Genomic DNA, 22,396 nt, shown 5'->3' on the forward strand with positions numbered 1-22,396 from the left:
CAATTTCCCCCTAAATCCTGTAATTAAGGGCGGTTTTGTCCCTTAAACAAAGAGCTCTTTATGCTTCGTTTTAAGGCGACTTAGGGTCTCAGGAGAGAGATTGAGGTAGGCTGCCAACTCCTTCTTTGGGAGAAGCTCGAACAAATCCTCATATTTACGCAAGAAACGCTCTACCCGGCCTGGGGCATCAAGCATATGCAAGGTAATGATGTGGGCCATGATTTCACTCATCAGGCGCATGACTTCGAACTCAAAGCTCTCTTTGAGGGGTTTGTGCTCCTCAAGGAATTCAGCCCACTTCTTCATAGGCATCCGGGCTACACGCGCCTTAGTGACACACGCAATACTGTAGGGTGCAGCAGTTTTTAAGCGCCATGCGGCATAGCTCGTTTCAATATCTTTTTCGATGGCAAAACGCAAAATCATCTCTTTGGCATCCGCGCTTGAAACAATCCGCTTCAGAATGCCATCCAAAACGAAGTACTGCTCCATCTGGTGATCACCTTGATGCAGCAAAATTTCGGATTTTTTGAGGTCCGCAATTTCTAAATGGCGCTCTAAATCAGCCATTGCCGAGGGATCCAAGCTTTTTAAGACCGAGTTTTGACTCAACTGCAGACGAATCAGGTTTTTTTCGGGATGCTTATCTAATACGGTCATGAATCCTTGCTCCAAGACCCTCTATTGTAGGCTTTTTTAACCCTCAAAGCCTTGGATTCCCGCTTAGCGAACTTCAAATCCGCTAGAATAATGAGGTCGTGGTGCTTTATTGCAGTGCAATAAAGTTAAACGGGAAACACTAAACGTGTGCTGCCCCCGCAACGGTAGGTAAATGCGCCCTTTTTGGTTTATTTGGGGCGTCAGGAATCTGACAAAGCCACTGTGCGCGTCAATCGCATGGGAAGGCCAGATTCTGATATTTACTAGCCCGGATACCGGCCAAGATAGGTGGAATTTTGCGGACGGGGATCTTCGCGCGCCAAGAAAGCGCTAAGTCTCTCGATACTGCGCCCAATTGACGCCTGAACTCCTGCACGGGAAATTCTGTTCGACCCAGCTTACGGGGAAGTGAGCTAGGCAATCGATGACAGAAAGTGGATCATGAAGCAGCAGTTCAACAACAAAAAAGCCGCACTTCTTTTGGGCGCCCTCATCAGCATCAATGCCTTCGCACAAAACAACTCACCAATAGTTTTAGCAAGTGCAGCTAGTCCACTTAATCCCATCATCGTCACCGCTACGCGCACGCCAACCAAAGCGAGCGATGTATTGGCCGATAACGTTTACATTGGCCCTGAAGAAATTGAGCAAGCCGGACAGACGAGCTTGGTTGAATTACTGCAACGCCAAAAGGGTGTAACCATTTCTAGTTATGGAGCGGGCGGATCTAACGCCAGCGTTTTCTTGAGAGGTACTACCAATAATCAGACTCTGGTATTAATCGATGGTGTGCGTATTGATGATGCAATTAATGGCGGCACCAACTGGTCAGTCATCCCACTGACCATCATCGATCATATTGAAATCGTATTTGGCCCTCAGAGTAGTCTTTATGGTTCTGATGCCATCGGTGGCGTAGTGCAAATCTTTACCAAAAAAGGTGATGGGCCCGCTAAGGTAGGCGCTTCTTTTGGATATGGCAGTTACGGCACGAGTATTAGTGAAGCCAGTATTAATGGATCTACTCAAGACGATCAAAAAATTCGCTACTCGCTTGCCGCAAGCCAAACCCTCTCTATGGGCTTTAATACCATCGCACCTAACAATAAGGATGGGCTTACCGCATCAGGCAGAACGGGCTACGCTCAAGACAGCATTACTGGCAGACTATCCCAGGAGTGGAGTAAGGGACAAGAGTTTGGATTGCAGTTTTTAAATAGTCGCCTGAATAACCAACTGCCCGGGTTTGATCCGCAAGAGTTTTTATATCAACAAACTCAAAATCAAGTTTCTCAATTGGGAACCTATTCCCTCTACTCTAAAAATCAAGTGATGGAAAACTGGCGCAGCCTCCTGCAAGCATCCGCACAAACAGGAACCGCACTAAACCATGCTCCTGGCACACCAGATAATCCAGCATACGACAGCACTCTGAATCAAAGACAAAATATCTACACCTGGCAAAATGATTTCGCTATTGGCGCTGATGTTTTGCAAGTATTAGCGGAAAGAAAAACCCAAAAAGTTTCCAGCAATCAATTGGACTACAACAACGGTGACTTCAACAACTTGACAGCGCCCTACCCTTTTTTGGGCTTTAATCAAACCCGTAACACCAATTCAGGTGCTATTGCTTATCAACTGAAAAGAGAAGCGCACTTAGCTAACTTCTCACTCCGCAATGACAGCATCACAGGTTACGGACCACAAACTACAGGCGCAGCAGCGTACGGCTACTTCTTCACCAAAGAATGGCGTGCGAACATTAACTATGGAACTGGCTTTAGAGCGCCAACATTTAATGACCTCTACTACCCAGGATACGGAAATACAGCCATCCTTCCTGAGAAAAGTAAAAATACTGAAGCAGGACTTCATTACGAAAAACCAGGTCTTGATGGGCATGTCGTGGTCTTTAGTAACTCCATCTCAAACTTGATTCAAGTTAGCAATTCTGACACGTGCCCGGTGGGAACGGGCATCTTTGGCTGTGCATCCAACGTGGCAAGCGCCAAAATTACTGGTAGCACTTTGAGTGGTGCCGTACAAATGTCCTCACTCAGCTTAAAAGGCTCCTTCACACAGCAAAACCCAGTAAACGAGAGCACTAATAGCACTCTGATAAAACAAGCTAAGCAATACGGCAATGTGGCAGGTGAATATCTTTATCTCAAATTAACTGCTGGGATCGGGGCCACCTTTTCCGGAAGAAGGGATGATTTTCAGGGTGCGAACACCGGCATGGGCGGCTACACCATCTTTAACCTCTATGCCAACTATGATTTAGAGAAAGACTTTAGCGTCTTTGCCCGCTGGAATAATGCCTTAAATAAGACTTACCAACTTAGTTATGGCTATAACACCCCGGGCTCAAACGTATTTGTAGGACTACGTTACGCCATGAAATAAGCTCTTTTTTCAGACTACAATGCCAGTATGAGCGAGACCTCCCCTCTTTCCACTGGCGACCTAGCCTTAGGTATGGATGCGCTATGCGCATCCATCCATCGAGTCTCTGGAAAAATTCAGGTTATTGCTGAAGCCGTTCAAAACTTAAACCAAAATCGAGTGCAACTCGAAAACAAGATTGAAGATGCGCAAAAGCGTATTCAACATATCCTAAGTCGCCTGCCAGAACAAAGCGACGGTCGCCAACTTAATCTGCTAGGCGAAGCTATCCCACCAAACAACCCTGAGGATGACAATGAGCCAACAACGCATTGAGGTAAGTCTTGCCGGTCAGAAAATTACTCTGGCAACCAGTGCCGAGCATGAGCCATTACTCCGTGCAGCGTGTGTCTTGGTAGATGAACAAATTCAACTGGCTATTAATGGTGGTAACCGCAGCATTGAAAGAGCGAGCATGATGGCTGCACTCAAAATTGCTGGCGATCTTATTACCTTACAAAAAAATCCATCGCACCAAAGCAGCTCTTCCAATGTCAGCACGGATGAAGTTACTCGCCTTCAGGATGAGATTCATGCACTTGAAGATCAAGTAGATGCTTTGATGCAAACCCTTTCCCTGCCTGGTTCGCCAAGGCCAATAGTTCCTTGAACCGATGCGCAAGCATCAGGAACGATCTTTACCTTGTGGGCGTGAGCGTTTTGCAAGTTCAAAGTGCCAACTAAGACTTGGTTACTCCCTGAGCCTCTTAATGCACCCGAAGCAGAGTAGCCGTTCCACCTTGAACCTTAGGGTTCAGGATGACGGCCTAGCGGCTAAGGCGGGGAATTCATGTTACTAAGCGATATCTTGATGTTGATGTTGTGCGGCGCCATCTCTGGCTACTTGGCTGGACTGCTAGGTATTGGTGGCGGCATGATTCTGGTGCCCTTCATGATCTTGGTTTTTAACCATCTGGGATTTAATCAAGAAGTCATCGTGCATATGGCTATTGCCACAGGAATGGCCACCATTTTATTTACCACCACCTCTGCAATTTGGGCACATCACAAACATGGCTCAATTGATTGGAAACTAGTTGCCTCTTTAAGCCCCGGAATGATTTTTGGTGGGCTGGTTGGTGGCAGCGAATTGTTTGAGGCACTCAAGACCTCATGGCTGTCACTCTTCTTTGCCGTCTTTATTGTTTACACCTCAATCCAAATGCTGCTCAATAAGAAGCCTAAGGCAGGCAGAGACTTGCCTGGGACGCTTGGATTATTTTCGTTTGGCGCATTTGCCGGCGCACTTGCAAGCTTAGTTGGCGCAGGTGGGGCATTTATTACTGTGCCATTTATGCTTTGGTGCAACGTCAAGCCGCACACAGCAATGGCCACTTCATCCGGCTTGGGCTTTCCGATTGCAGCAGCAGCAACGATAGGCTATATGTATGGAAGCTGGGGCAACCCCAATCTTCCAGCAGGCTCTTTGGGCTTTGTTTATTTACCGGCGGTTGCGTGCATCGTGACGGTCAGTATCTTTACCGCACCTTTAGGTGCAAAGATGGCCAGAAAACTTGATATTGCTCAGCTCAAACGAGTTTTTGGCATCATGCTTTTTTTCCTTGCAGCCTTCATGTTTAATGAAAGTCGCAAGGCATTCGGCTTCTAATTACGCTGCGTACTGCTGACGCAAAATATTCTTTTGCACCTTACCCATAGCGTTACGAGGTAAATCAGCAACAATCTCTACGCGCTTTGGAATCTTAAAGTTTGCAATTTGTGTTTTCAAAGTAGCAATCATCGCTTCTGCATTGAGTTTTGCTCCAGCCTTAGGCACCACTACTGCCATCACTGCCTCACCAAAATCAGGATGCGGAATACCAATCACGGCACTTTCATCAACGCCAGCCATATCATCAATGAAACTTTCGATCTCTTTCGGGTAAACGTTATAGCCACCAGAAATAATCAAATCCTTGCTGCGACCAACAATGCACAAGTAATCATTGGGAGCTTTGCCGCCATTGGCATCGCCACCCCAACGACCGACGTCGCCAGTTTTAAACCAGCCGTCTTTGGTAAATTCCTCTGCAGTCTTCTCAGGCATGCGCCAGTAGCCCGAAAATATATTCGGACCCTTCACCTGAATACTGCCAATCTCATTTACTTTGCACGGCTTGTTATCTTCATCCACTACACGCACCTTAACGCCAGGCAATGGCAGACCAACTGAACCACCTACGCGCTTACCTTTGTAAGGATTAGAAACCAACATCACCGTCTCACTCATGCCATAACGCTCAAGAATAGGCTGGCCAATCACTTCTTTGAAGGTATTAAATGTTTCTGTCAGCAAAGGAGCTGAGCCAGAAACAAATAGGCGCATATTGCTTGCTACTTTTTTAGTAAATCCTTTGTCAGCCAATAGGCGTACATAGAATGTAGGTACACCCATCATCACGGTGGACTGGGGCATGTGCTTAATCAACTGCGCTGTATCTAAACGTGGCAACCAAATCATTTTGCTGCCATTAATCAATGCGCCATGCGCCGCCACAAACAATCCATGAACGTGGAATATAGGCAAAGCATGCAGCAATACATCGCCTTTTTTCCAACCCCAGAACTTTTGCAACACTTGTGCATTGCTGCCAAGGTTCTTATGAGTAAGCATTGCGCCCTTGCTGCGTCCTGTTGTACCAGAGGTGTATAAAATTGCTGCAAGATCATCATCTTTTGCTGGAACAGTCTTGAACTTGTCGCTCAGGATTCCTGCACGCTCTAATAAAGTGCCCGTACGATTCTCGTCCAGCGTGAATACATGCTTAGTACCAGCCTTAGAAGCTACCTTAGAAACCCAAGAGAGATTCTTGCTGCTGCACACAACCACTGCGGGCTCAGCATTTTCTAAGAAGTACTGGATTTCAGCTGACTGATAAGCGGTATTCAGCGGCAAATACACATAGCCCGCACGAATCGTTGCTAGATAAAGAAAAAGTGCTTCAGGAGACTTCTCAACCTGCACTGCAACCCTGGCTCCTTTTGGAAGCTTCAGGCTAGCAAGTAAATTGGCAAGCTTGGCGGTTGCTGACTCAAGGTCACCCCAAGAGTAATAAAGACCGTCATGCGTCTCGAGAGCGCACGCTTTTTTATCCTTTGGAAAACCTTTTTCCAATACTGAATACAAATTCATGAAAATATTCCTTGATTTCTTAAACTAGAGGCGCACCCATTACCCAATTAGATAATCCAGTGGCGATTTCTGGGAATACGCAAAGCAATACAACAGAAAAAAGCATGATGAATACAAATGGCATCACGCCGTAGATGATTTCACGCAAGGTGATATCAGGGGCAATATTCTTAATAACGAAAATATTCAGACCAACTGGTGGATGAATTAAGCCCGTTTCCATCACAATAGTCATCACCACGCCAAACCAGATTAAATCAAAGCCAGCGGCACGCAGAGGTGGCAAGAAAATTGGCGAAGTCATCAAAATAATTGAGACAGGTGGCAAGAAGAATCCTAGAACGATCACCATCAGTAGAATGGCTCCCAATAAAACCCATCTGGAAGTATTTAGATCAACAATTGCCTGTGCAGCAGACTGACTTAAATGCAAGTAACTCATCACATTTGCAAATAAGAGGGACATCCCAATGATGAACATCAACATCGCGGATTCGCGGATCGTGACATCTAACAAGGGATATAAATCCTTGAAACGCCACATCTTATAAATCACTGCAATTAATAAAAATGCAAAGACTGCGCCCAAGCCCGCTGTTTCAGCAGGCGTTGCATATCCTCCGTACAAGGCTACCATTACACCAATCAATAAAACTAAGAAAGGCAGCACTCTAGGCAATGAGCTCATTTTTTGCTGAATGGTGTAGGTTTGACGCTCCAATATGGGCGTAGAAACCTTAGTGACAGCATAAGCTTCGTAAGCGCTGGCGTACTCTTTACGGAAGCGATAGACGGTGTATACGGAAAAGAATATGACCAGCATGACGCCAGGGCCAATGGCCGCCAAGAATAAGCGCCCCAATGATTGCTCTGCTGCCACAGAATATAAAATCATGGTGATTGAAGGTGGCAATAAAATTCCCAAGGTGCCACCAGCAGCAATAATGCCTGCTGCAAAACCTGGAGAGTAGCCACGCTTACGCATCTCAGGAATTCCTGCGCTACCAATCGCAGAACAAGTTGCAGGGCTAGATCCGGCCATAGCAGCAAACAGCGCACAAGCAAATACGTTCGCAACTCCTAAGCCACCAGGTATCTTACCCATCCATACATGAAGAGCATCATACAAATCCTTGCCCGCGCGTGAACGGCCAATAGCGGCGCCTTTCAAGATAAACAATGGTATGGACATTAAAGTAATGCTGGACATTTCCTCATACACGTTCTGCGCAACCGTATCTAATGATGAAGCAGGCATGAAGAAATACATAAAAATAATTGCAACAATACCTAAAGCAAAAGCAATTGAAATCCCTGAAAACATAATCACAAGGGTTACAAAAGCAAATAAAAGACCAATGGTAAGAATAGACATATTAGTGACCCCCACTCACAACATCAGTAGTGATCGTTTTTCTGATGAAAATTTGTAGAAATAGTTGAAATGTGAGCAATGCCATGCCAGCAAACATCATTGAATAGGGAATCCACAAAGGGGGAGCCCATGTGGAGTTAGTTACCTGACCATCTACCCACGCCTCCTGAAGCAAATCCCAAGTTTTCGTAGAAAAAAAGGCAAAAAATAGGCAGGAAATCACATCAATAACAATTCCGCGTACTTTATTAACTGGGTGAGGCAACAGGCCCTCAATTGCGGAAATTCCTATATGGCCACGTCTCTCTTGCACATATGAACTGCAGAGAAAAGTTACGCCCACCAAGCAAAATAGAGCAGCCTCATCTTGCCAGTCGTTAGCCGTATGAAATAAACCACGAGACATAACGCTGTAACTCAGAATGAGGGCCGCAGCCATCAGGGCGAGTGAGCCCAGTAACACCAAAAATTTATTCACTGCCGACATCACCCTGTCGGCAGCTTCTAGAATCAACATCATTTTATGAAAGCTTTTCTGCCGAGCGCATCATTGCAGCACAAGTTTCATTACGCTCCGAGAATTCTTTCCAAGCAGAATTCTTAGCCACTGCCTTCCATTTATCAACTATCGACGTATCCATTTCAAAAACCTTGTTGCCGGCTTTAGCAAATGCAATGGATGCATCAATATCATCCAACTTGGCCTGTTCGGTACCAAATTTTTCCATATCCACCCCGACCGCCATAATGACGTCGCGTTGTTTTGGTGTTAAAGAATCAAACACCGTTTTTGACATCATGAGTGGCTCTAACATATACCAATAGGATTTATTTTTGGCGGAGGTAAAGTTTTTAGTTAACTCCGCAAGCTTGAATGACATTAAGCTTGCTGATGATGTGTAGGCTGCCTCTAGTGAGCCGGTTTGCACGGCCTGATAAATCTCATTCGAAGGAATCGAGGTCATTACGGATGCACCGGCTGCCTTAAGCATGGCATCAAATTCACGACTGCCACCCCTCACCTTAACGCCCTTAACGTCGTCCGGAACCACGATAGGACCAGAACGTGTAGCAACGCCACCAGCCTGCCACACCCAACTAACAATCACAATACCCTTGGACTCCATGACCTTATTCAAGATCTTACCAACTTCAGCATTTTTCCATTTAGCGCCCTGTTCATAACTAGTAACTAGCGCTGGCATTAGACCAATGTTAGCCTCAACAACCTCTCCACCCGCATAAGGCATTGGGTAGAAACTAAAGTCAAGAGCGCCTTTGCGGAGAGCGCTAAATTGAGCATTTGTTTTCATTAATGAGGATTGCGGATAAACGTCAAACTTCAATTCGCCGTTTGTTTTTTTAGTGACCTCTTCACCGAACTTCTTGCATAAACGATCACGGAAGTCTGTGCCACTTGGAAATTGGTGAGAAATCTTTAAACTTTTAGCGCCTGATTGAGCAAACGCGCTCAGATCGTAACCAGCAACGGATGCTCCAGCCGCACCCAGCAACAATGTGCGACGCAATTGAGAAATTTCTTTTGAATCTGTCATGCTCATCTCCTAAATGACTATTATTTTTCTACTTACAACTGTGGGTACTGCCAGTTTTGTAGCCGCTGGCTTCTTCATGTTCCATTCTAAAGCGAATACTCTGTGAATTCTGCTTTAGAGCCTCCTCTACTAAATTTCTTGCTTAGGGCTGCATTAAACGACCAACCGCACGGGAATAATCAATTTCACCCCGGGTAAATCGCTCATGATTCTCCTCAACAGCCGAAAGATCATATAAATAATTAACCATAAGTGCCGCGGACTGTCGCAAACCCTTGCGAGAGAGGTCTCCAGCCCAGTTAATTTGATGAAGCTTGGCGCCGTTGCCCAAGTGAAATTTGGCAACCGGGTTACCGTTACGGCCAGCAGAACCTAAACCCAAGTAAATACTAGCGAGGCACAGTAAAGCGGCTTTTTCTTTTTCAGTCGCATTATCTGGATGCCAGCCAGCACTTAAACGCTCAGACCAAGAGCGATTAGTAAGTCCAAGCGCTTCCAAGGATTGCTCGCGTGCTGTACGAATTGCCGGCTTAAGTTGGGTTCCTGTCTTTTCACCACCAATATCTGCACCAGCAGCGACCCAGTCAATGAAACCTGGAATTGGTGAAAGCGTTACAAAGGTTTTGAGGCTTGGGAATTCTGCATGCAGTTGCTCGGCAACACGCTTAATCAGGAAGTTACCCATTGAAACACCACGCAAGCCTGGCTCGCAGTTGCTAATAGAATAAAAAGCAGCCACTTTATATTGTGAGGTTTGATGAACGGTCTCCGCCTTCTTATCTACCAACGGAGTAATTACAGCGGGGATCTCAGGCAAAAGTGCTACTTCAACGAAAATCAAAGGCTCATTTGGAAGTTGCGGATGAAAGAACGCAAAACATCTGCGATCAGGCTGCAAGCGGCGGCGCAGGTCATCCCAACCATCAATTGCATGAACTGCCTCATGTTGGATGAGCTTCTCTAAAACTTCTGCAGGCGACTTCCAATCCACCCGATGCATCTTCAAAAATCCTGGGTTAAACCAAGAAGATAAGAGATGACGTAAATCAAAATCAACTGCTGTTAACTCTGGCTGCTTTTCAAGTAATTGCAACAGGTCACGACGCATACCTACGAGCGCAGCAGTTCCATTGGTTGCACGGTTAAGTCGACGAAACAATTCTTGCCTCGGTGGCTCAGTCACACGCTGTAATTTAATGTAATTGCGAGCACTCGCCTCTGCTGAAAAATTTTGCGCGGCAGCCATGACCGCAGCGGCATCGGGATTTAGCTTTTCAAATAGAAAATTGAAAAATTTAGAATGCTGATCTTTGGAGAGCTTGCGATAGTTATGGATGACATCATCGGCCATGCTGACAGCATTCGATTCACCGCGCTCAGAAATGAGTCGATTGACCGCGCCTGTAACGCGGGAAAAGTAACGGGCTTTTGCTAGCTTTTCAAGCATGTGTATCTCTCAAAGAATTCAACCCAAAGGGTAGCGGGTTGATTACTAATGTATAGCTGAGCCATACCTGAATCAATTAATGAAAGTGTATATTCATTAACTTTAAGTTAATGAATTAGAAAAAGTGTTTAGACGGGTTTAGGGATTATTGCGATGCAACATGCGGGTTTCAGCCGCTAGAGCAAGGATGTTGGGGTTTGATTCATTAGCCTGGAGGTACATTAGGCCGATATGCTGCGTCACCTGATATTTTGGCAATAATGGGGTAAATTCAATCGCATCACCCATTAAAGCCTTCACCCGACCAGGCAGCAAAGATCTTCCCAGGTCACCTGAGACCATATTCATGAGAGAAAAGATATCGCCCACCTTCATGACTACATTGGGGGCAAATCCAGCCAACTGGAAAGCCTCATAAAACCCTGAGGTGGTGGCAAAACCATCTTGAAGGGTTAAAAATTTCTCATTTTGGTACTCAGATAAATCAATATTAGCTTCGGTTGGCTTATTGTTTTTTGAGGAAGCCAAAAACAACTGGTCCTCAAAAAGGGGGACTACCTGGACACCCTCCGGAAGATCTCTTGTGGGAACTGCCATGACTACTGCATCTACATTTCCCTCGCTGAGCCTTTTCATCAAATCCTCGTTAGATCCTAGATATAAATCAATATCTAAGTCGGGTCTACGAATTTTGGTACCCATGATAACTCTAGGAATAATATTGGCCGTCAAAGAGTACATTGACCCCAGACGAATTTGCCCACTCTCGACACCGGCTTTGGCTCTCGTCTTTTTTAATACACGGTCTACGTCAGCCAATAAATCGGCACTTGCTTCAGCCAAATAAATAGCTGCTGGCAAGGCCTTTAACTGACGTCCATCTTTTACAAATAGAGCGCACCCTATTCCGGACTCCAGAGAATGCAGCGCCTTATGAATACTGACTGAACTTAAACGCAACTCTTCTGCTGTTTTTGAAAGACTACCGGTCCGAATAAACGAGCACAGCACCTCTAATTTTCGAAGTGTTAGCTCTTCATTCAGCATGAGCTAATTATTGACTCTTTGATTTAAATGCAGCCATGAGATAGAGACCAAAGAACATCATTGGCACACACAACCACTGACCCATCGATAAACCTAAGCCTAGAAGGCCCAAGAAGGAATCGGGCTCACGCGCATACTCAGCCAAGAAGCGGCAAATACCGTAACCCAACATGAAAAATCCAGATATCTGGCCAACACGTCTTGGCTTACCCGCATAAATCCAAAGCGCAATACCCAGGAGCACACCCTCACCAAGCAGTTGATAAATCTGTGATGGATGGCGTGGCACAGAATCCACTAAAGGAAAAATCATTGCCCATGGAAGATCGGTAGGTCTACCCCATAACTCGCCATTAATAAAGTTCCCCAGTCGACCAAAAGCCAAGCCAAAGGGAACTAGTGGAGCAACAAAATCACTCACGACAAAAAAAGTAGTCTTATGCTTTTTAGCAAACCAGTAAAGTGCAACAAGTACTCCTAACAAGCCGCCATGAAAAGACATGCCGCCTTCCCATATCTTAAAAATACTCAGAGGGTGAGTTAGATAGAAGCCTGGCATATAAAATAAGGTGTAACCCAAACGACCACCTAGCACCACGCCAAGAACGCCGGCGAATAGAAGATCCTCAAGATCTTTATAGGTCCAGCCTAGAGATTGATAACGCGGTGCTTTAATGCGTAAGCGACCCAAAAGCAAAAATTGAACAAAGGCCATCAGATACATCAAGCCATACCAATGAATTGCAAAAGATCCGATACGAATTGCTGCGGGGTCAAACTGCGGATGAATCAACATAGTTCTTAGCTTTTGGATTGGTCAAAGTTATGCAACTCATGACCTAACTCTCGATAAGCCTTAAAGCGCTCGCGCCCTGCTAATCGCCCTGCTTCATTCACAGTGACCACCTCAACGATTCTGGGAAAACGTGCGACCAAGGCTGGTACATCAGCAGGCATACGCATTCCCAAATGAATCATGACATCAGCATGAGGAATGTTATTCAGGGATGGGGATGCAAAGTCGTCAGTTAAGACGATAGGCGTTTCTGCTGCGGCCTCATCCTCAATAAAACAGTGCGGCAAGAAATCAGTACTGCTAAACGCCCAAAGAAGCTCATTCAACTTTTTCAGATCCGCCTTCTCGCCGACCATCACAATATTACGGACTGGCTCACCTTCAGGTGTAGCACTCCAAATCTTACGCGTGAGGCGACAGGCGTATTCCAACTTGTCACTGACATTGCTATGAAAATCAATTCGAGCCATTCAATATTTTTCCGAGATCTAAAGCGCTTACTTGCGCTCGAGCAAGAAGTTCACCAAGAGAGGCACAGGACGACCGGTAGAGCCTTTGGCAGCGCCACTCTTCCATGCGGTACCAGCAATGTCTAAGTGAGCCCATTTGTATTTCTCGGTGAAGCGAGACAAGAAGCAAGCCGCTGTCACGCTACCAGCTGGACGACCACCAATATTGGCCACATCTGCAAAATTAGATTTGAGTTGCTCATGGTAGGCCGCATCCAAAGGCAAACGCCATACGGTGTCTAAAGAAGCATGGCCTGCTTTAGTCAACTCGCTCACCAAGTTCTCATCTTCAGAAAACAAACCGCTATGCACATGACCCAAAGCAATCACGCAAGCCCCTGTTAAGGTGGCAACGTCAATCACTGCTGCCGGTTTAAAGCGCTCTACATAAGTTAGCGCATCACACAGAATTAAGCGACCTTCTGCATCGGTGTTGAGAACCTCAATGGTCTGCCCAGACATACTCTTCACAATATCGCCAGGACGTGTTGCTTGGCCTGATGGCATATTTTCACAAGTAGGAACGACGCCAATCACATTCTTCTTTAGCTTCATTAAAGAAATGGAATACATGGTGCCGATCACTGAAGCTGCGCCACACATGTCGTACTTCATTTCATCCATAGCTTCACCTGGCTTTAATGAAATTCCGCCGGTATCAAAAGTGATTCCTTTGCCAACCAAAACAATCGGAGCCTCTCCTGCTTTGCCGCCTTGATGCTTCATCACAATAAATTGTGGCGGAGTATCAGAGCCTTTAGCAACAGACAAGAATGAACCCATTCCCAAGGCCTCAATTTGTTTGAGCCCAAGAACATCCACTTTCAAAGCAGTCTTTTTACTCAAGCCCTGGGCTGCCTTACCAAGGTAGGTTGGCGTACAGATATTTGGGGGAAGGTTACCCAAATCCTTCGCTAGGTTCATACCCTCTACCATCGCGACACCCTGCTCTACTGCAGGCTTTAGCTCTTTAGCGCAGGCATCGTTACCCGCAAAGATGAGATGCTTAAATGTGTCTGCTTTATCTTTTGCTTTAAATTTCATGGCGGGCTGACGCACACCAAAACGATAAGCTTGGTCACCAGCGTATTGAACAGTAAGGCGAACCTCTTCGGCAATGAAGTCAGCTTTGTGTGCAAGCGCAAAACTTGGTGTAAACCAAAGCGCACTTTCAATTGATCCGCCACTTAACACCTTCAAAGCTGCGCGAGCAACTTTGGAATAAGTAGTCAAACTCCGTTCGCTAGCAAGATGTACATCACCCAAAGCAACGAGTAATACTCGTTTTACTTTAACCCCATTAGTTGACCAAGATTTTTCTGCACGCAACATGCATACGGAAGCTTGCTTGGAATCTAAATCCCCAACAAGATTGGCGTGATTGACTGAGCCTCCGAGCAAAAGATCTAGCTCTGGCAAAAATCCTACTTTTGCCTTGGCGCCCTTAGCACTTGAGAAACTATCAAAATCCGCCTTGGAATATGCCAAAACCAAGCAGTCGGTATTGTGGCTAAGCAAGGATTTGAGGCTAGATTTCTGGAGTTTTAGGCTCTGAAGGTCTGCTTGAGGGAAAATCTTGGTGCTGAATTTAATTGTCATAATCTATTACGGTGTTTTGGTCGCTTCAAAAGGGGTAATCTGCTAATTTGGGACGTTTATCCATTATCCTCCGACATGAGAATAACTTCCCTTACCTGCAGCAATATAAGCCATTTACAAGCCCAATAACCCATCAAGTCCAGACCTATAAATTCTCATGATTTTTAACCAGGCCCTTCGCCGCGAACTCAGTTTTACGACTGGCGGGGTCTTTTTGGTCTTAGTCACCATTATGGTGACTACCCTGGTGATCCGAATTTTGGGTTATGCCGCTAACGGGGCGGTCAATCCAGAAGATGCGCTGGTGTTAATTGCCTTGGCCACCCTAGGTTATCTTGCGGTTCTTTTGACGGTCTCCCTATTTGTCGCAACCCTCATCGTTCTGGTGCGCTGGTACAAAGATTCAGAAATGATTGTGTGGTTTGCTAGTGGCTTAAGCGTTACCAATCTCATTCGCCCCATCATGCAATTTGCCACGCCGCTCATCATTGTGATCGCGCTCCTGGCTCTTTTTGTCTGGCCTTGGGCAAACCGAGAATCCACTTTAATTAGTCAACGCTTTCAACAACGTGATGACGTATCCATGGTGAGCGCTGGACAATTCAAAGAGTCTGCAAAAGCAGAGCGCGTATTTTTCATTGAAGAGCTCGATGTTGATAAAAGTGAAGTCAAGAATATCTTCGTAGCCGACTCTAAGAATGGTCGACTGAGTATTGCAGTTTCCCAAACTGGCTATATTCAAAATTCTGCAGGTGGCGAGAAATCCATCGTGATGCATAACGGTAGACGCTATGAGGGGCAACCCACGCAGCCCGATTTCAGAATTCTAGAATTTAATGAATACAGCACCAAGATACGGAGTAAAGATTCATTGGCGCCCGCACCACGTGATCGCGAGAAGACGGTCACTGAGCTGTTAAATGACCCTAATCCAGCCTCTATCAACCCCAATCGTGCTGAGTTACTCTGGCGCATTGGCTTGCCATTAATGGCATTAGGTTTAGTGCTGATTGCAATTCCGCTTGCTTATGTGAACCCTCGCTTGGGTAATTACACTGCAATGTTTTATGCAGTCTTAATTTATTTAATCTATAGCAACTTACTTAACCTGACGCAAAATTTTGTCTCACAAGGCAAGGTCAGTGTATTTGTTGCCATCTGGCCTATTCATTTGCTTGCCCTCTTAATTGCGACAGCCTTAATTCGCAATCGTATTAATCCTTCTCTAAAGTGGTGGCGCCGTCAATTGCCCGCCTCTATGGCCACCAAATGAAATTGCTCTTTCCTTTCATTTACGAGCGCTATCTAGCCAAGCAGATTTATGCTGCTTTTGGCTTTATCTTGTTTGCCTTGGTAGCTTTGTTTTTGTTTTTCGATATCTTGAGCGAGTTAGGGTCTGTGCAAGGAGCCTACACACTTCCTCTGGCCCTACTTCATGTTCTTCTAAAGGCGCCAAGCCGAATCTCTGAAATCATCCCCATTGCAGGTTTGATTGGCAGTATCTATGTATTTGCAATGCTGGCTAGCCAGTCTGAGTTCACCATTTTGCGCATCGCTGGATTAGACGTGAAACGCGGGCTCATTACTCTCACAAAAATTTCACTTCCATTAATAGCGCTCACACTCATCATGAGTGAATGGGTTGGCCCTTATTCCGAAGCAAAGTCTGACCAGATTCGCATGAGGGCTATGGGCTCAGCCTATACGTCACAATTTAAAACGGGTGTTTGGGTGAAGGATCGCTTACGCGATGAAGATGGTAGTGGCCCCGTGCGCCCAGGCGTGCGCTATGTCAATGTGGGTAAAGTTGATAAAGATAATGAAATTCAAAATATCCGCATGTATGAGTTTGATGACACCTATCATCTTCTCTCTATTCGTAGTGCAGTCTCCGGACAGTTTGATGAGACTGGCATTTGGGTTTTAAATGACGTCACTGAAACCCGCTTTAAAGAAACAAAGCAATCTGACCCGCTAAACCCAGTCTTTTCTGCACAAACTTTTACGCACCCGATTGTCACCCTGGAGTCAGAAGTCACACCCCAAATTTTGAATGTGCTCTTAATCAGCCCTGAAAAAATGTCGATCATGAGCTTAGGTCGCTTCATCTCCCACCTACGTGAAAACAAACAAGATGCGCAAAGACATTCCATTGCTTTTTGGAAGAAGGTGGTTTATCCCTTCACGATTTTTGTGATGCTCACACTAGCCCTTCCGTTTGCATACCTTAAGGTTCGAGCAGGTAGTGTTGGTATCAAGGTGTTTGGTGGAATCATGCTGGGCATGAGCTTCCAGCTATTTAATTCCCTCTTCTCTAACGTAGGGCTTTTGGGTTCTTGGCCAGCACTACTAACAGCGCTTACCCCGCCTTTGCTTTACTTTCTTTTGGCGCTATTCGGGTTGCGCTGGGTTTCTAAGGCTTAATACCCAAAAATCATTTAGAATTTGATTCCTATATCATTGCTGATATATAGACAGGAATCCTTATGAATCTCCACCAATTCCGCTTCGTGCGTGAAGCCGTTAGGCAAAACTTCAATTTAACGACCGCAGCTAAAGCCTTATTCACCTCTCAACCAGGAGTTTCTAAGGCCATTATTGAATTGGAAGATGAGTTAGGCGTAGAGATCTTTCGCCGCCATGGCAAGCGCATTCGCTCCTTGACGGAACCAGGTAAACGTATTTTGAGCTCGATTGAGCGCATCCTCGATGAAGTGGAAACACTGAAGAGAGTGGGTAAAGATTTTGCTAGCCAAGATCAAGGTAGTCTCGTTATTGCCACTACCCATACACAAGCACGCTACGCACTTCCTAAAGTGCTGACTGAATTTACTAAACGCTTTCCGAAGGTAAAGGTGAGCATTCAGCAAGGTAACCCAGGTCAAATTGCAGAGTTGCTCACGCATGATCGTGCAGATATTGCGATTGCCACAGAAGGTATTGCCAATACTCCGGGCGTACTGGCTTTGCCGGGCTACCAATGGCAGCACGTACTCATGGTGCCACTAAGCCACCCCCTTCTCAACCAGGCAACGCTTACCCTGGAAGAGATTGCCAAGTACCCCATCATCACTTATGACAAAGCATTTGCTGGTCGTAGCAAAATTGATGCGGCCTTTGCGCAAAGAAATATTACGCCCGATATTATTTTGGAGGCGATTGATGCGGACGTGATTAAGACTTATGTAGAGACAGGCATGGGCATTGGTATTGTTGCGGGTCATGCTTATGACCCCGATCGCGATCGCAATCTCAAGGTAATTCCTGCGGGACATTTATTTGGTAATAACGTGACTCACCTAGGCGTCAAACAAGGTGCTTACTTGCGCTCATTTGTCTATACCTTCATTGAACTCTTCTCACCAACGCTCACCAAGAAGATTGTTGAGCAGGCAATGAATAATGAATCCGAGACTTACGAAATTTAGATAATCTAAGGATGCACAAGGACTGAACAGTCTTTGAGTGGTGCCTCGGGGCGGACTCGAACCGCCACGCCTTGCGGCACCGGATTTTGAGTCCGGCACGTCTACCAATTCCATCACCGAGGCAGGTGTTTGCAGTGGAAATTCTGCTTAATTTGCTACTTTGTTACTGCTAAGACATGAGAGTGTAACAAAAAATGGTTAGTAACCCCCTGCCTTGGGTCTAGAACCCATTAAAATGAGGTCTTCTAGCCAAATTATTAAAAGGACTTACCCGTATGGCCGGCCATTCGAAATGGGCCAATATTCAGCACCGCAAAGGTCGTCAGGACGAAAAACGCGGCAAGATTTGGACCAAACTCATTAAAGAAATTACCGTTGCCGCCAAATTAGGCGGTGGTGATATTGCTACCAACCCACGTTTACGTCTGGCTATTGATAAGGCCAAAGACTCCAATATGCCGAACGATAATGTGCAAAGAGCGATTCAACGTGGCACTGGATCTCTTGAAGGCGTTAACTACGAAGAAATTCGTTATGAGGGTTATGGCATGAATGGCGCAGCCATCATTGTCGATTGCTTAACTGATAATCGTACTCGCACTGTTGCTGAGGTTCGCCATGCTTTTAATAAGAATGGCGGCAATATGGGTGCCGAAGGTTCTGTTGCTTTTTTATTCAAACACTGCGGTCAAATGTTATTTGCTCCAGGCATCAGTGAAGATCAACTCATGGAAGTAGCTTTAGATGCTGGCGCCGAAGATGTGATTACTCACGATGACGGTTCTTTAGAGGTACTGTCTCCTGTTCCTGATTTTTCAAATGTACAAGATGCTATTAGTAAAGCAGGCCTCAAGCCTGAGCTAGCAACGGTTGCCATGCGCCCTGAGACTGAGATTGTTTTGGAAGGTGATCAGGCTGAGAGTATGCAGAAATTATTAGATGCACTCGAGAACTTAGATGACGTTCAAGAAGTTTTTACGAATGCTGCTCTTTAATTTTTTAAATTCATTTCTTTTAATTACCTCATTTAAATACTAGATAGCTTGTTATGAAAATTCTCCTAATCGGATCTGGCGGACGCGAACATGCTTTAGCCTGGAAACTGGCTCAATCACCACAAGTCCAAACGGTTTATGTTGCTCCTGGCAATGGTGGAACAGCAACTGCCAAACAAACTGCTGCGGGCATTGAGAACTTACCGATCACTGGATTACAGGAGCTGGCTGATTTTGCTAAGCGCGAGAAGATTCATCTCACGGTTGTGGGTCCAGAAGCGCCACTTGCTGCTGGCATTGTGGATGTCTTCCGTAATAATGGCTTGCGTATTTTTGGCCCAACTCAATTGGCAGCTCAACTGGAATCTTCTAAAGACTTTTCTAAAGCTTTTATGAAACGTCATGGCATTCCAACTGCCGATTACCAAACGTTTTCTAGCGCGCTTGAAGCGCATGCTTATATTGATGCCAAGGGTGCGCCAATTGTGATTAAGGCTGATGGCCTTGCGGCAGGTAAAGGTGTTGTAGTGGCAATGAGTCTTGAAGAGGCGCATGCCGCAGTTGACATGATGTTGGCTGATAACAAATTAGGCAATGCAGGTGCCCGCGTTGTGATTGAAGAATTCCTAACAGGTGAAGAAGCTAGCTTCATTGTTCTCGTGGATGGCAAGAATATTCTTGCATTGGCGACCAGCCAAGATCACAAGCGCTTACTTGATGCTGACCAAGGACCGAATACGGGCGGTATGGGTGCCTACTCCCCTGCGCCAGTTGTTACACCAGAAATTCATGCGCGTGCATTGCGTGAGGTGATCATGCCAACAGTCAAGGGCATGCAAGCAGATGGCATTCCGTATACAGGCTTCTTGTATGCGGGCTTAATGATCTCTCCTGATGGCAAGATCAAGACTTTGGAATTTAACTGCCGCATGGGCGACCCAGAAACACAACCGATCATGGCTCGCCTGCGCAGTGATTTCGTCAATGCTCTGGATCATGCAGTAGATGGAACGCTCAATGAAGTTGAGCTGAAATGGGATCGTCGCACTGCCTTAGGCGTTGTGCTTGCAGCCACCAATTACCCCGATACCCCGCGTGCTGGTGATGTGATTACCGGCATTCCGGCTGATACTGAAGATCAAATTACATTCCATGCCGGTACGAAATTACAAGATGGCAAAGTAGTGACCTCCGGTGGACGGGTGATGTGCGTTGTTGGACTTGCTGATACCGTGCGTGGTGCCCAACAAAAAGCCTATGAAGCCATCAACCATATCCAATTTGACGGCATGCAATATCGCAAAGATATTGGCTACCGCGCAATTAAGTAAATCCATTAAGTTAGAACGTCCTTGTCAGATCAACAAACCCAAATCGATATCGCCACCCTAAAAGACTATTTTTTAGGTCTGCAAGATCGCATCACAAACGCCATGAGCGCTTTGGATGGCAAGGTCTTTGTTGCTGATGAGTGGCACAAACCTGAAGATAGCAAACTCAAAGGCTATGGTCGCACCTGCATTTTGGATGGCGGCAATATTCTAGAAAAAGGGGGCGTGGGCTTTTCCCATGTCCGCGGTGATCAAATGCCTCCATCGGCATCTCATCATCGCCCAGAGGTGGCAGGTCGTAGCTTTGAGGCGATGGGCGTGTCTTTGGTATTTCACCCAAATAATCCTAAAGTACCCACCACGCATATGAACGTGCGTTGCTTTATTGCGCAGGCCCCTGACAAAGAGCCAGTATGGTGGTTTGGGGGAGGCTTTGACCTCACACCCTATTACGGCGTTGATGAAGACTGCAAACACTTTCACCAAACTGCCAAGGATGCATTAGATCCTTTTGGCCAAGAGCTTTACCCTCGCTTTAAAAAATGGTGCGATGAATATTTCTACCTCAAGCATCGCGAAGAACCCCGCGGCATTGGCGGCGTTTTCTTTGATGACTTTAATGAGCTTGGGTTTGAAAAAAGCTTTGCCATGATGCGCGCTGTGGGCGATGCCTTTATCAATGCATACCTACCTATAGTAGAACGTCGCTATCAAGATAGCTTCACCCCCGAAGAAAAGTCCTTCCAAGAATATCGCCGCGGTCGCTATGTGGAATATAACCTGATCTTTGATCGTGGGACTATCTTTGGTTTGCACTCCGGTGGTCGCACTGAATCTATTTTGATGTCAATGCCGCCAGTAGTGCAGTGGTGGTACAACTGGCAACCCAAGCCTGGCACTCCTGAGGCTAAGTTGTATGACTATTACCTGAAGCCACGAGATTGGCTAGCTTGAGCGCTATAAAGAAAATTGGCATTCTTGGGGGTACATTTGATCCTCCTCATGTGGGTCATTTGAAATTGGCTACGCATTTTGCAAAGCTACTCCACTTAGATGCACTACTGCTTATTCCGAGTGGTGAGCCATGGCAAAAGGGAACCGGCATTACTCCCGCAGAAACGCGCCTGAAGTTGACTGAAGCTGCCGGCATTGATTTGGCGCGTGCATTTTTATATCTCAAGATTTCCACTCAAGTAGGCATTGATCGCATGGAAATTGATCGCGCTGGACCGAGTTATGCGATTGATACCGTTAAAGCCTTGCGTGAGCGCTTTGGAACAGGTGCTAGCCTGACTTGGCTAATGGGAGCAGACTCTCTGGTTGCCCTCCCTAGCTGGAACTCCTGGGAAAAACTGAGCCAGTATGTCAATTTTGCGGTGGCGACTAGGCCACACCATGATTTACAGCTAGAAATAAGCCCTGAAGTAGGTCTATTTTTAAAGACCCATCAAACATCAGACGCCGACGCCCTTGAAAATAGCGCCGCAGGCCTCATATACATCGATGAAAGCTTGAATATTGATCTATCCTCAACCGCATTACGAGAACGTCTCAAATCCAGCTCACGGAGCTCTATTGCATCCGAGCAAATTCCAACCCACACCCTAGAAATCATTACAAATCTGGGCTTGTACCAGTAATCAAGCTAAGATCACCCTAAATAGAAAAATTATTGCCGAGAAAATATGGACTTACGTAAATTACAACGCGTCGTGATTGATGCCCTAGAAGATGTTAAAGCGCAAGATATCCGCGTGTATGACACCACTAAATTAAGCGAGTTATTTGATCGAGTGGTCATTGCCACTGGTTCTAGTAACCGTCAAACCCGCTCTTTAGCCATGTCGGTTAAAGAAGAGGTAAATGCTAAAGGTGGAGAAGTCATTTCTATCGAAGGCTTAGAAACTGGCGAATGGGTATTGGTAGATTGCGGTGACATCGTCGTGCATATTTTGCAACCAATGTTGCGCTCCTACTATCAGCTTGAAGGTATGTGGGGTGCTAAACCTGTACGCGTGAAATTAGCTGGTGATAAAGGTCTTGTTAAGGCCAGCGAATCCGAAGACGACGAG

At 45.9% G+C, this 22,396-nt stretch carries 20 protein-coding genes, 1 tRNA gene, 1 other RNA gene, 2 pseudogenes and 1 riboswitch; of the genes and pseudogenes, 13 read left to right on the forward strand and 11 right to left on the reverse strand.

Annotated features, from left to right (window positions below; genetic code table 11):
- Window positions 1–42 precede the first annotated feature (42 nt).
- Entirely contained in the window at window positions 43–660 is a 618-nt protein-coding gene (locus ICN44_RS01665) for a Crp/Fnr family transcriptional regulator (protein ID WP_216262332.1), read from the reverse strand.
- Window positions 661–742: 82 nt separating this feature from the next.
- Window positions 743–959: riboswitch (cobalamin riboswitch) on the forward strand.
- Window positions 960–1,101: 142 nt separating this feature from the next.
- On the opposite strand from ICN44_RS01665, the gene ICN44_RS01670 reads away from it, so the two are divergent.
- The 5 genes and pseudogenes from ICN44_RS01670 (at window position 1,102) to ICN44_RS01690 (ending at window position 4,717) form a co-directional block, all read left to right on the forward strand.
- Window positions 1,102–3,069: a TonB-dependent receptor domain-containing protein gene (locus tag ICN44_RS01670; RefSeq protein ID WP_216262334.1), complete on the forward strand. Its 1,968-nt coding sequence runs from the start codon at window positions 1,102–1,104 to the stop codon at window positions 3,067–3,069.
- Between the two features lie 27 nt (window positions 3,070–3,096).
- On the forward strand, window positions 3,097–3,384 hold the full coding sequence (locus ICN44_RS01675; RefSeq protein ID WP_216262335.1) for a hypothetical protein: 288 nt from the start codon (window positions 3,097–3,099) through the stop codon (window positions 3,382–3,384).
- Window positions 3,365–3,583: pseudogene (locus tag ICN44_RS12395) on the forward strand (cell division protein ZapA); the annotation flags it as partial. The gene ICN44_RS01675 and the pseudogene ICN44_RS12395, both read left to right, overlap by 20 nt.
- Window positions 3,584–3,679: 96 nt before the next feature.
- A non-coding RNA gene (gene ssrS, locus ICN44_RS01685) (6S RNA) lies at window positions 3,680–3,898 on the forward strand.
- Window positions 3,899–4,717 (forward strand): sulfite exporter TauE/SafE family protein, encoded by an 819-nt coding sequence (locus ICN44_RS01690; RefSeq protein ID WP_216262337.1) that lies wholly within the window; start codon window positions 3,899–3,901, stop codon window positions 4,715–4,717.
- Here the strand turns inward: ICN44_RS01690 and ICN44_RS01695 are convergent, their stop codons facing one another.
- The 9 genes from ICN44_RS01695 to ICN44_RS01735 all read right to left on the reverse strand — a co-directional run bounded on the left by ICN44_RS01695 (window position 4,718) and on the right by ICN44_RS01735 (window position 14,564).
- Window positions 4,718–6,247, reverse strand: coding sequence for an AMP-binding protein (locus tag ICN44_RS01695; RefSeq protein WP_216262645.1), 1,530 nt, complete (start codon window positions 6,245–6,247; stop codon window positions 4,718–4,720).
- A 13-nt stretch (window positions 6,248–6,260) separates the two neighbouring features.
- Window positions 6,261–7,616, reverse strand: a complete 1,356-nt coding sequence (locus ICN44_RS01700; RefSeq protein ID WP_216262339.1) for a TRAP transporter large permease — start codon at window positions 7,614–7,616, stop codon at window positions 6,261–6,263.
- 1 nt (window position 7,617) lies between these two features.
- Window positions 7,618–8,136, reverse strand: coding sequence for a TRAP transporter small permease (locus ICN44_RS01705; RefSeq protein ID WP_251368446.1), 519 nt, complete (start codon window positions 8,134–8,136; stop codon window positions 7,618–7,620).
- Between the two features lies 1 nt (window position 8,137).
- Entirely contained in the window at window positions 8,138–9,172 is a 1,035-nt protein-coding gene (gene dctP, locus ICN44_RS01710) for a TRAP transporter substrate-binding protein DctP (protein ID WP_216262341.1), read from the reverse strand.
- A 142-nt stretch (window positions 9,173–9,314) separates the two neighbouring features.
- Window positions 9,315–10,619: a malonyl-CoA decarboxylase domain-containing protein gene (locus ICN44_RS01715; RefSeq protein WP_216262344.1), complete on the reverse strand. Its 1,305-nt coding sequence runs from the start codon at window positions 10,617–10,619 to the stop codon at window positions 9,315–9,317.
- Window positions 10,620–10,757: 138 nt separating this feature from the next.
- Complete coding sequence (locus ICN44_RS01720; RefSeq protein WP_216155744.1) at window positions 10,758–11,666, reverse strand: LysR substrate-binding domain-containing protein; 909 nt, start codon at window positions 11,664–11,666, stop codon at window positions 10,758–10,760.
- Window positions 11,667–11,673: 7 nt separating this feature from the next.
- On the reverse strand, window positions 11,674–12,462 hold the full coding sequence (lgt, locus tag ICN44_RS01725; protein ID WP_216262346.1) for a prolipoprotein diacylglyceryl transferase: 789 nt from the start codon (window positions 12,460–12,462) through the stop codon (window positions 11,674–11,676).
- A 5-nt stretch (window positions 12,463–12,467) separates the two neighbouring features.
- The gene (locus ICN44_RS01730) at window positions 12,468–12,932 is read right to left on the reverse strand and encodes a DNA polymerase III subunit chi (protein WP_216262347.1); all 465 of its coding nucleotides are present in this window, start codon (window positions 12,930–12,932) and stop codon (window positions 12,468–12,470) included.
- 27 nt (window positions 12,933–12,959) lie between these two features.
- A complete protein-coding gene (locus ICN44_RS01735) occupies window positions 12,960–14,564 on the reverse strand; it encodes a leucyl aminopeptidase (protein ID WP_370624857.1) in 1,605 nt (534 codons plus the stop codon).
- A gap of 163 nt (window positions 14,565–14,727) precedes the next feature.
- Between ICN44_RS01735 and lptF the strand changes: the two genes are divergently transcribed.
- The 3 genes from lptF (at window position 14,728) to ICN44_RS01750 (ending at window position 17,998) form a co-directional block, all read left to right on the forward strand.
- Window positions 14,728–15,843, forward strand: coding sequence for an LPS export ABC transporter permease LptF (lptF, locus tag ICN44_RS01740; RefSeq protein WP_216262351.1), 1,116 nt, complete (start codon window positions 14,728–14,730; stop codon window positions 15,841–15,843).
- Entirely contained in the window at window positions 15,840–16,994 is a 1,155-nt protein-coding gene (lptG, locus tag ICN44_RS01745) for an LPS export ABC transporter permease LptG (protein WP_216262353.1), read from the forward strand. Before lptF ends, lptG begins: the two co-directional genes overlap by 4 nt.
- Before the next feature lie 62 nt (window positions 16,995–17,056).
- Window positions 17,057–17,998, forward strand: coding sequence for a CysB family HTH-type transcriptional regulator (locus ICN44_RS01750; protein WP_216262355.1), 942 nt, complete (start codon window positions 17,057–17,059; stop codon window positions 17,996–17,998).
- 38 nt (window positions 17,999–18,036) lie between these two features.
- Here ICN44_RS01750 and ICN44_RS01755 read toward each other — a convergent pair.
- Window positions 18,037–18,121 (reverse strand) — tRNA-Leu (locus tag ICN44_RS01755).
- Window positions 18,122–18,273: 152 nt separating this feature from the next.
- Between ICN44_RS01755 and ICN44_RS01760 the strand changes: the two genes are divergently transcribed.
- The 5 genes and pseudogenes from ICN44_RS01760 to rsfS form a co-directional block, all read left to right on the forward strand.
- On the forward strand, window positions 18,274–18,993 hold the full coding sequence (locus tag ICN44_RS01760; RefSeq protein WP_216262357.1) for a YebC/PmpR family DNA-binding transcriptional regulator: 720 nt from the start codon (window positions 18,274–18,276) through the stop codon (window positions 18,991–18,993).
- A 53-nt stretch (window positions 18,994–19,046) separates the two neighbouring features.
- On the forward strand, window positions 19,047–20,324 hold the full coding sequence (gene purD / locus ICN44_RS01765; RefSeq protein WP_216262359.1) for a phosphoribosylamine--glycine ligase: 1,278 nt from the start codon (window positions 19,047–19,049) through the stop codon (window positions 20,322–20,324).
- Window positions 20,325–20,366: 42 nt separating this feature from the next.
- On the forward strand, window positions 20,367–21,278 hold the full coding sequence (hemF, locus tag ICN44_RS01770) for an oxygen-dependent coproporphyrinogen oxidase (protein WP_216262646.1): 912 nt from the start codon (window positions 20,367–20,369) through the stop codon (window positions 21,276–21,278).
- On the forward strand, window positions 21,275–21,964 hold the full coding sequence (locus tag ICN44_RS01775; protein ID WP_216262361.1) for a nicotinate-nucleotide adenylyltransferase: 690 nt from the start codon (window positions 21,275–21,277) through the stop codon (window positions 21,962–21,964). Before hemF ends, ICN44_RS01775 begins: the two co-directional genes overlap by 4 nt.
- A 45-nt stretch (window positions 21,965–22,009) precedes the next feature.
- Window positions 22,010–22,396: pseudogene (gene rsfS / locus ICN44_RS01780) on the forward strand (ribosome silencing factor); the annotation flags it as partial.

The organism is Polynucleobacter sp. JS-Fieb-80-E5, assembly GCF_018882015.1.
GTDB lineage: Bacteria > Pseudomonadota > Gammaproteobacteria > Burkholderiales > Burkholderiaceae > Polynucleobacter.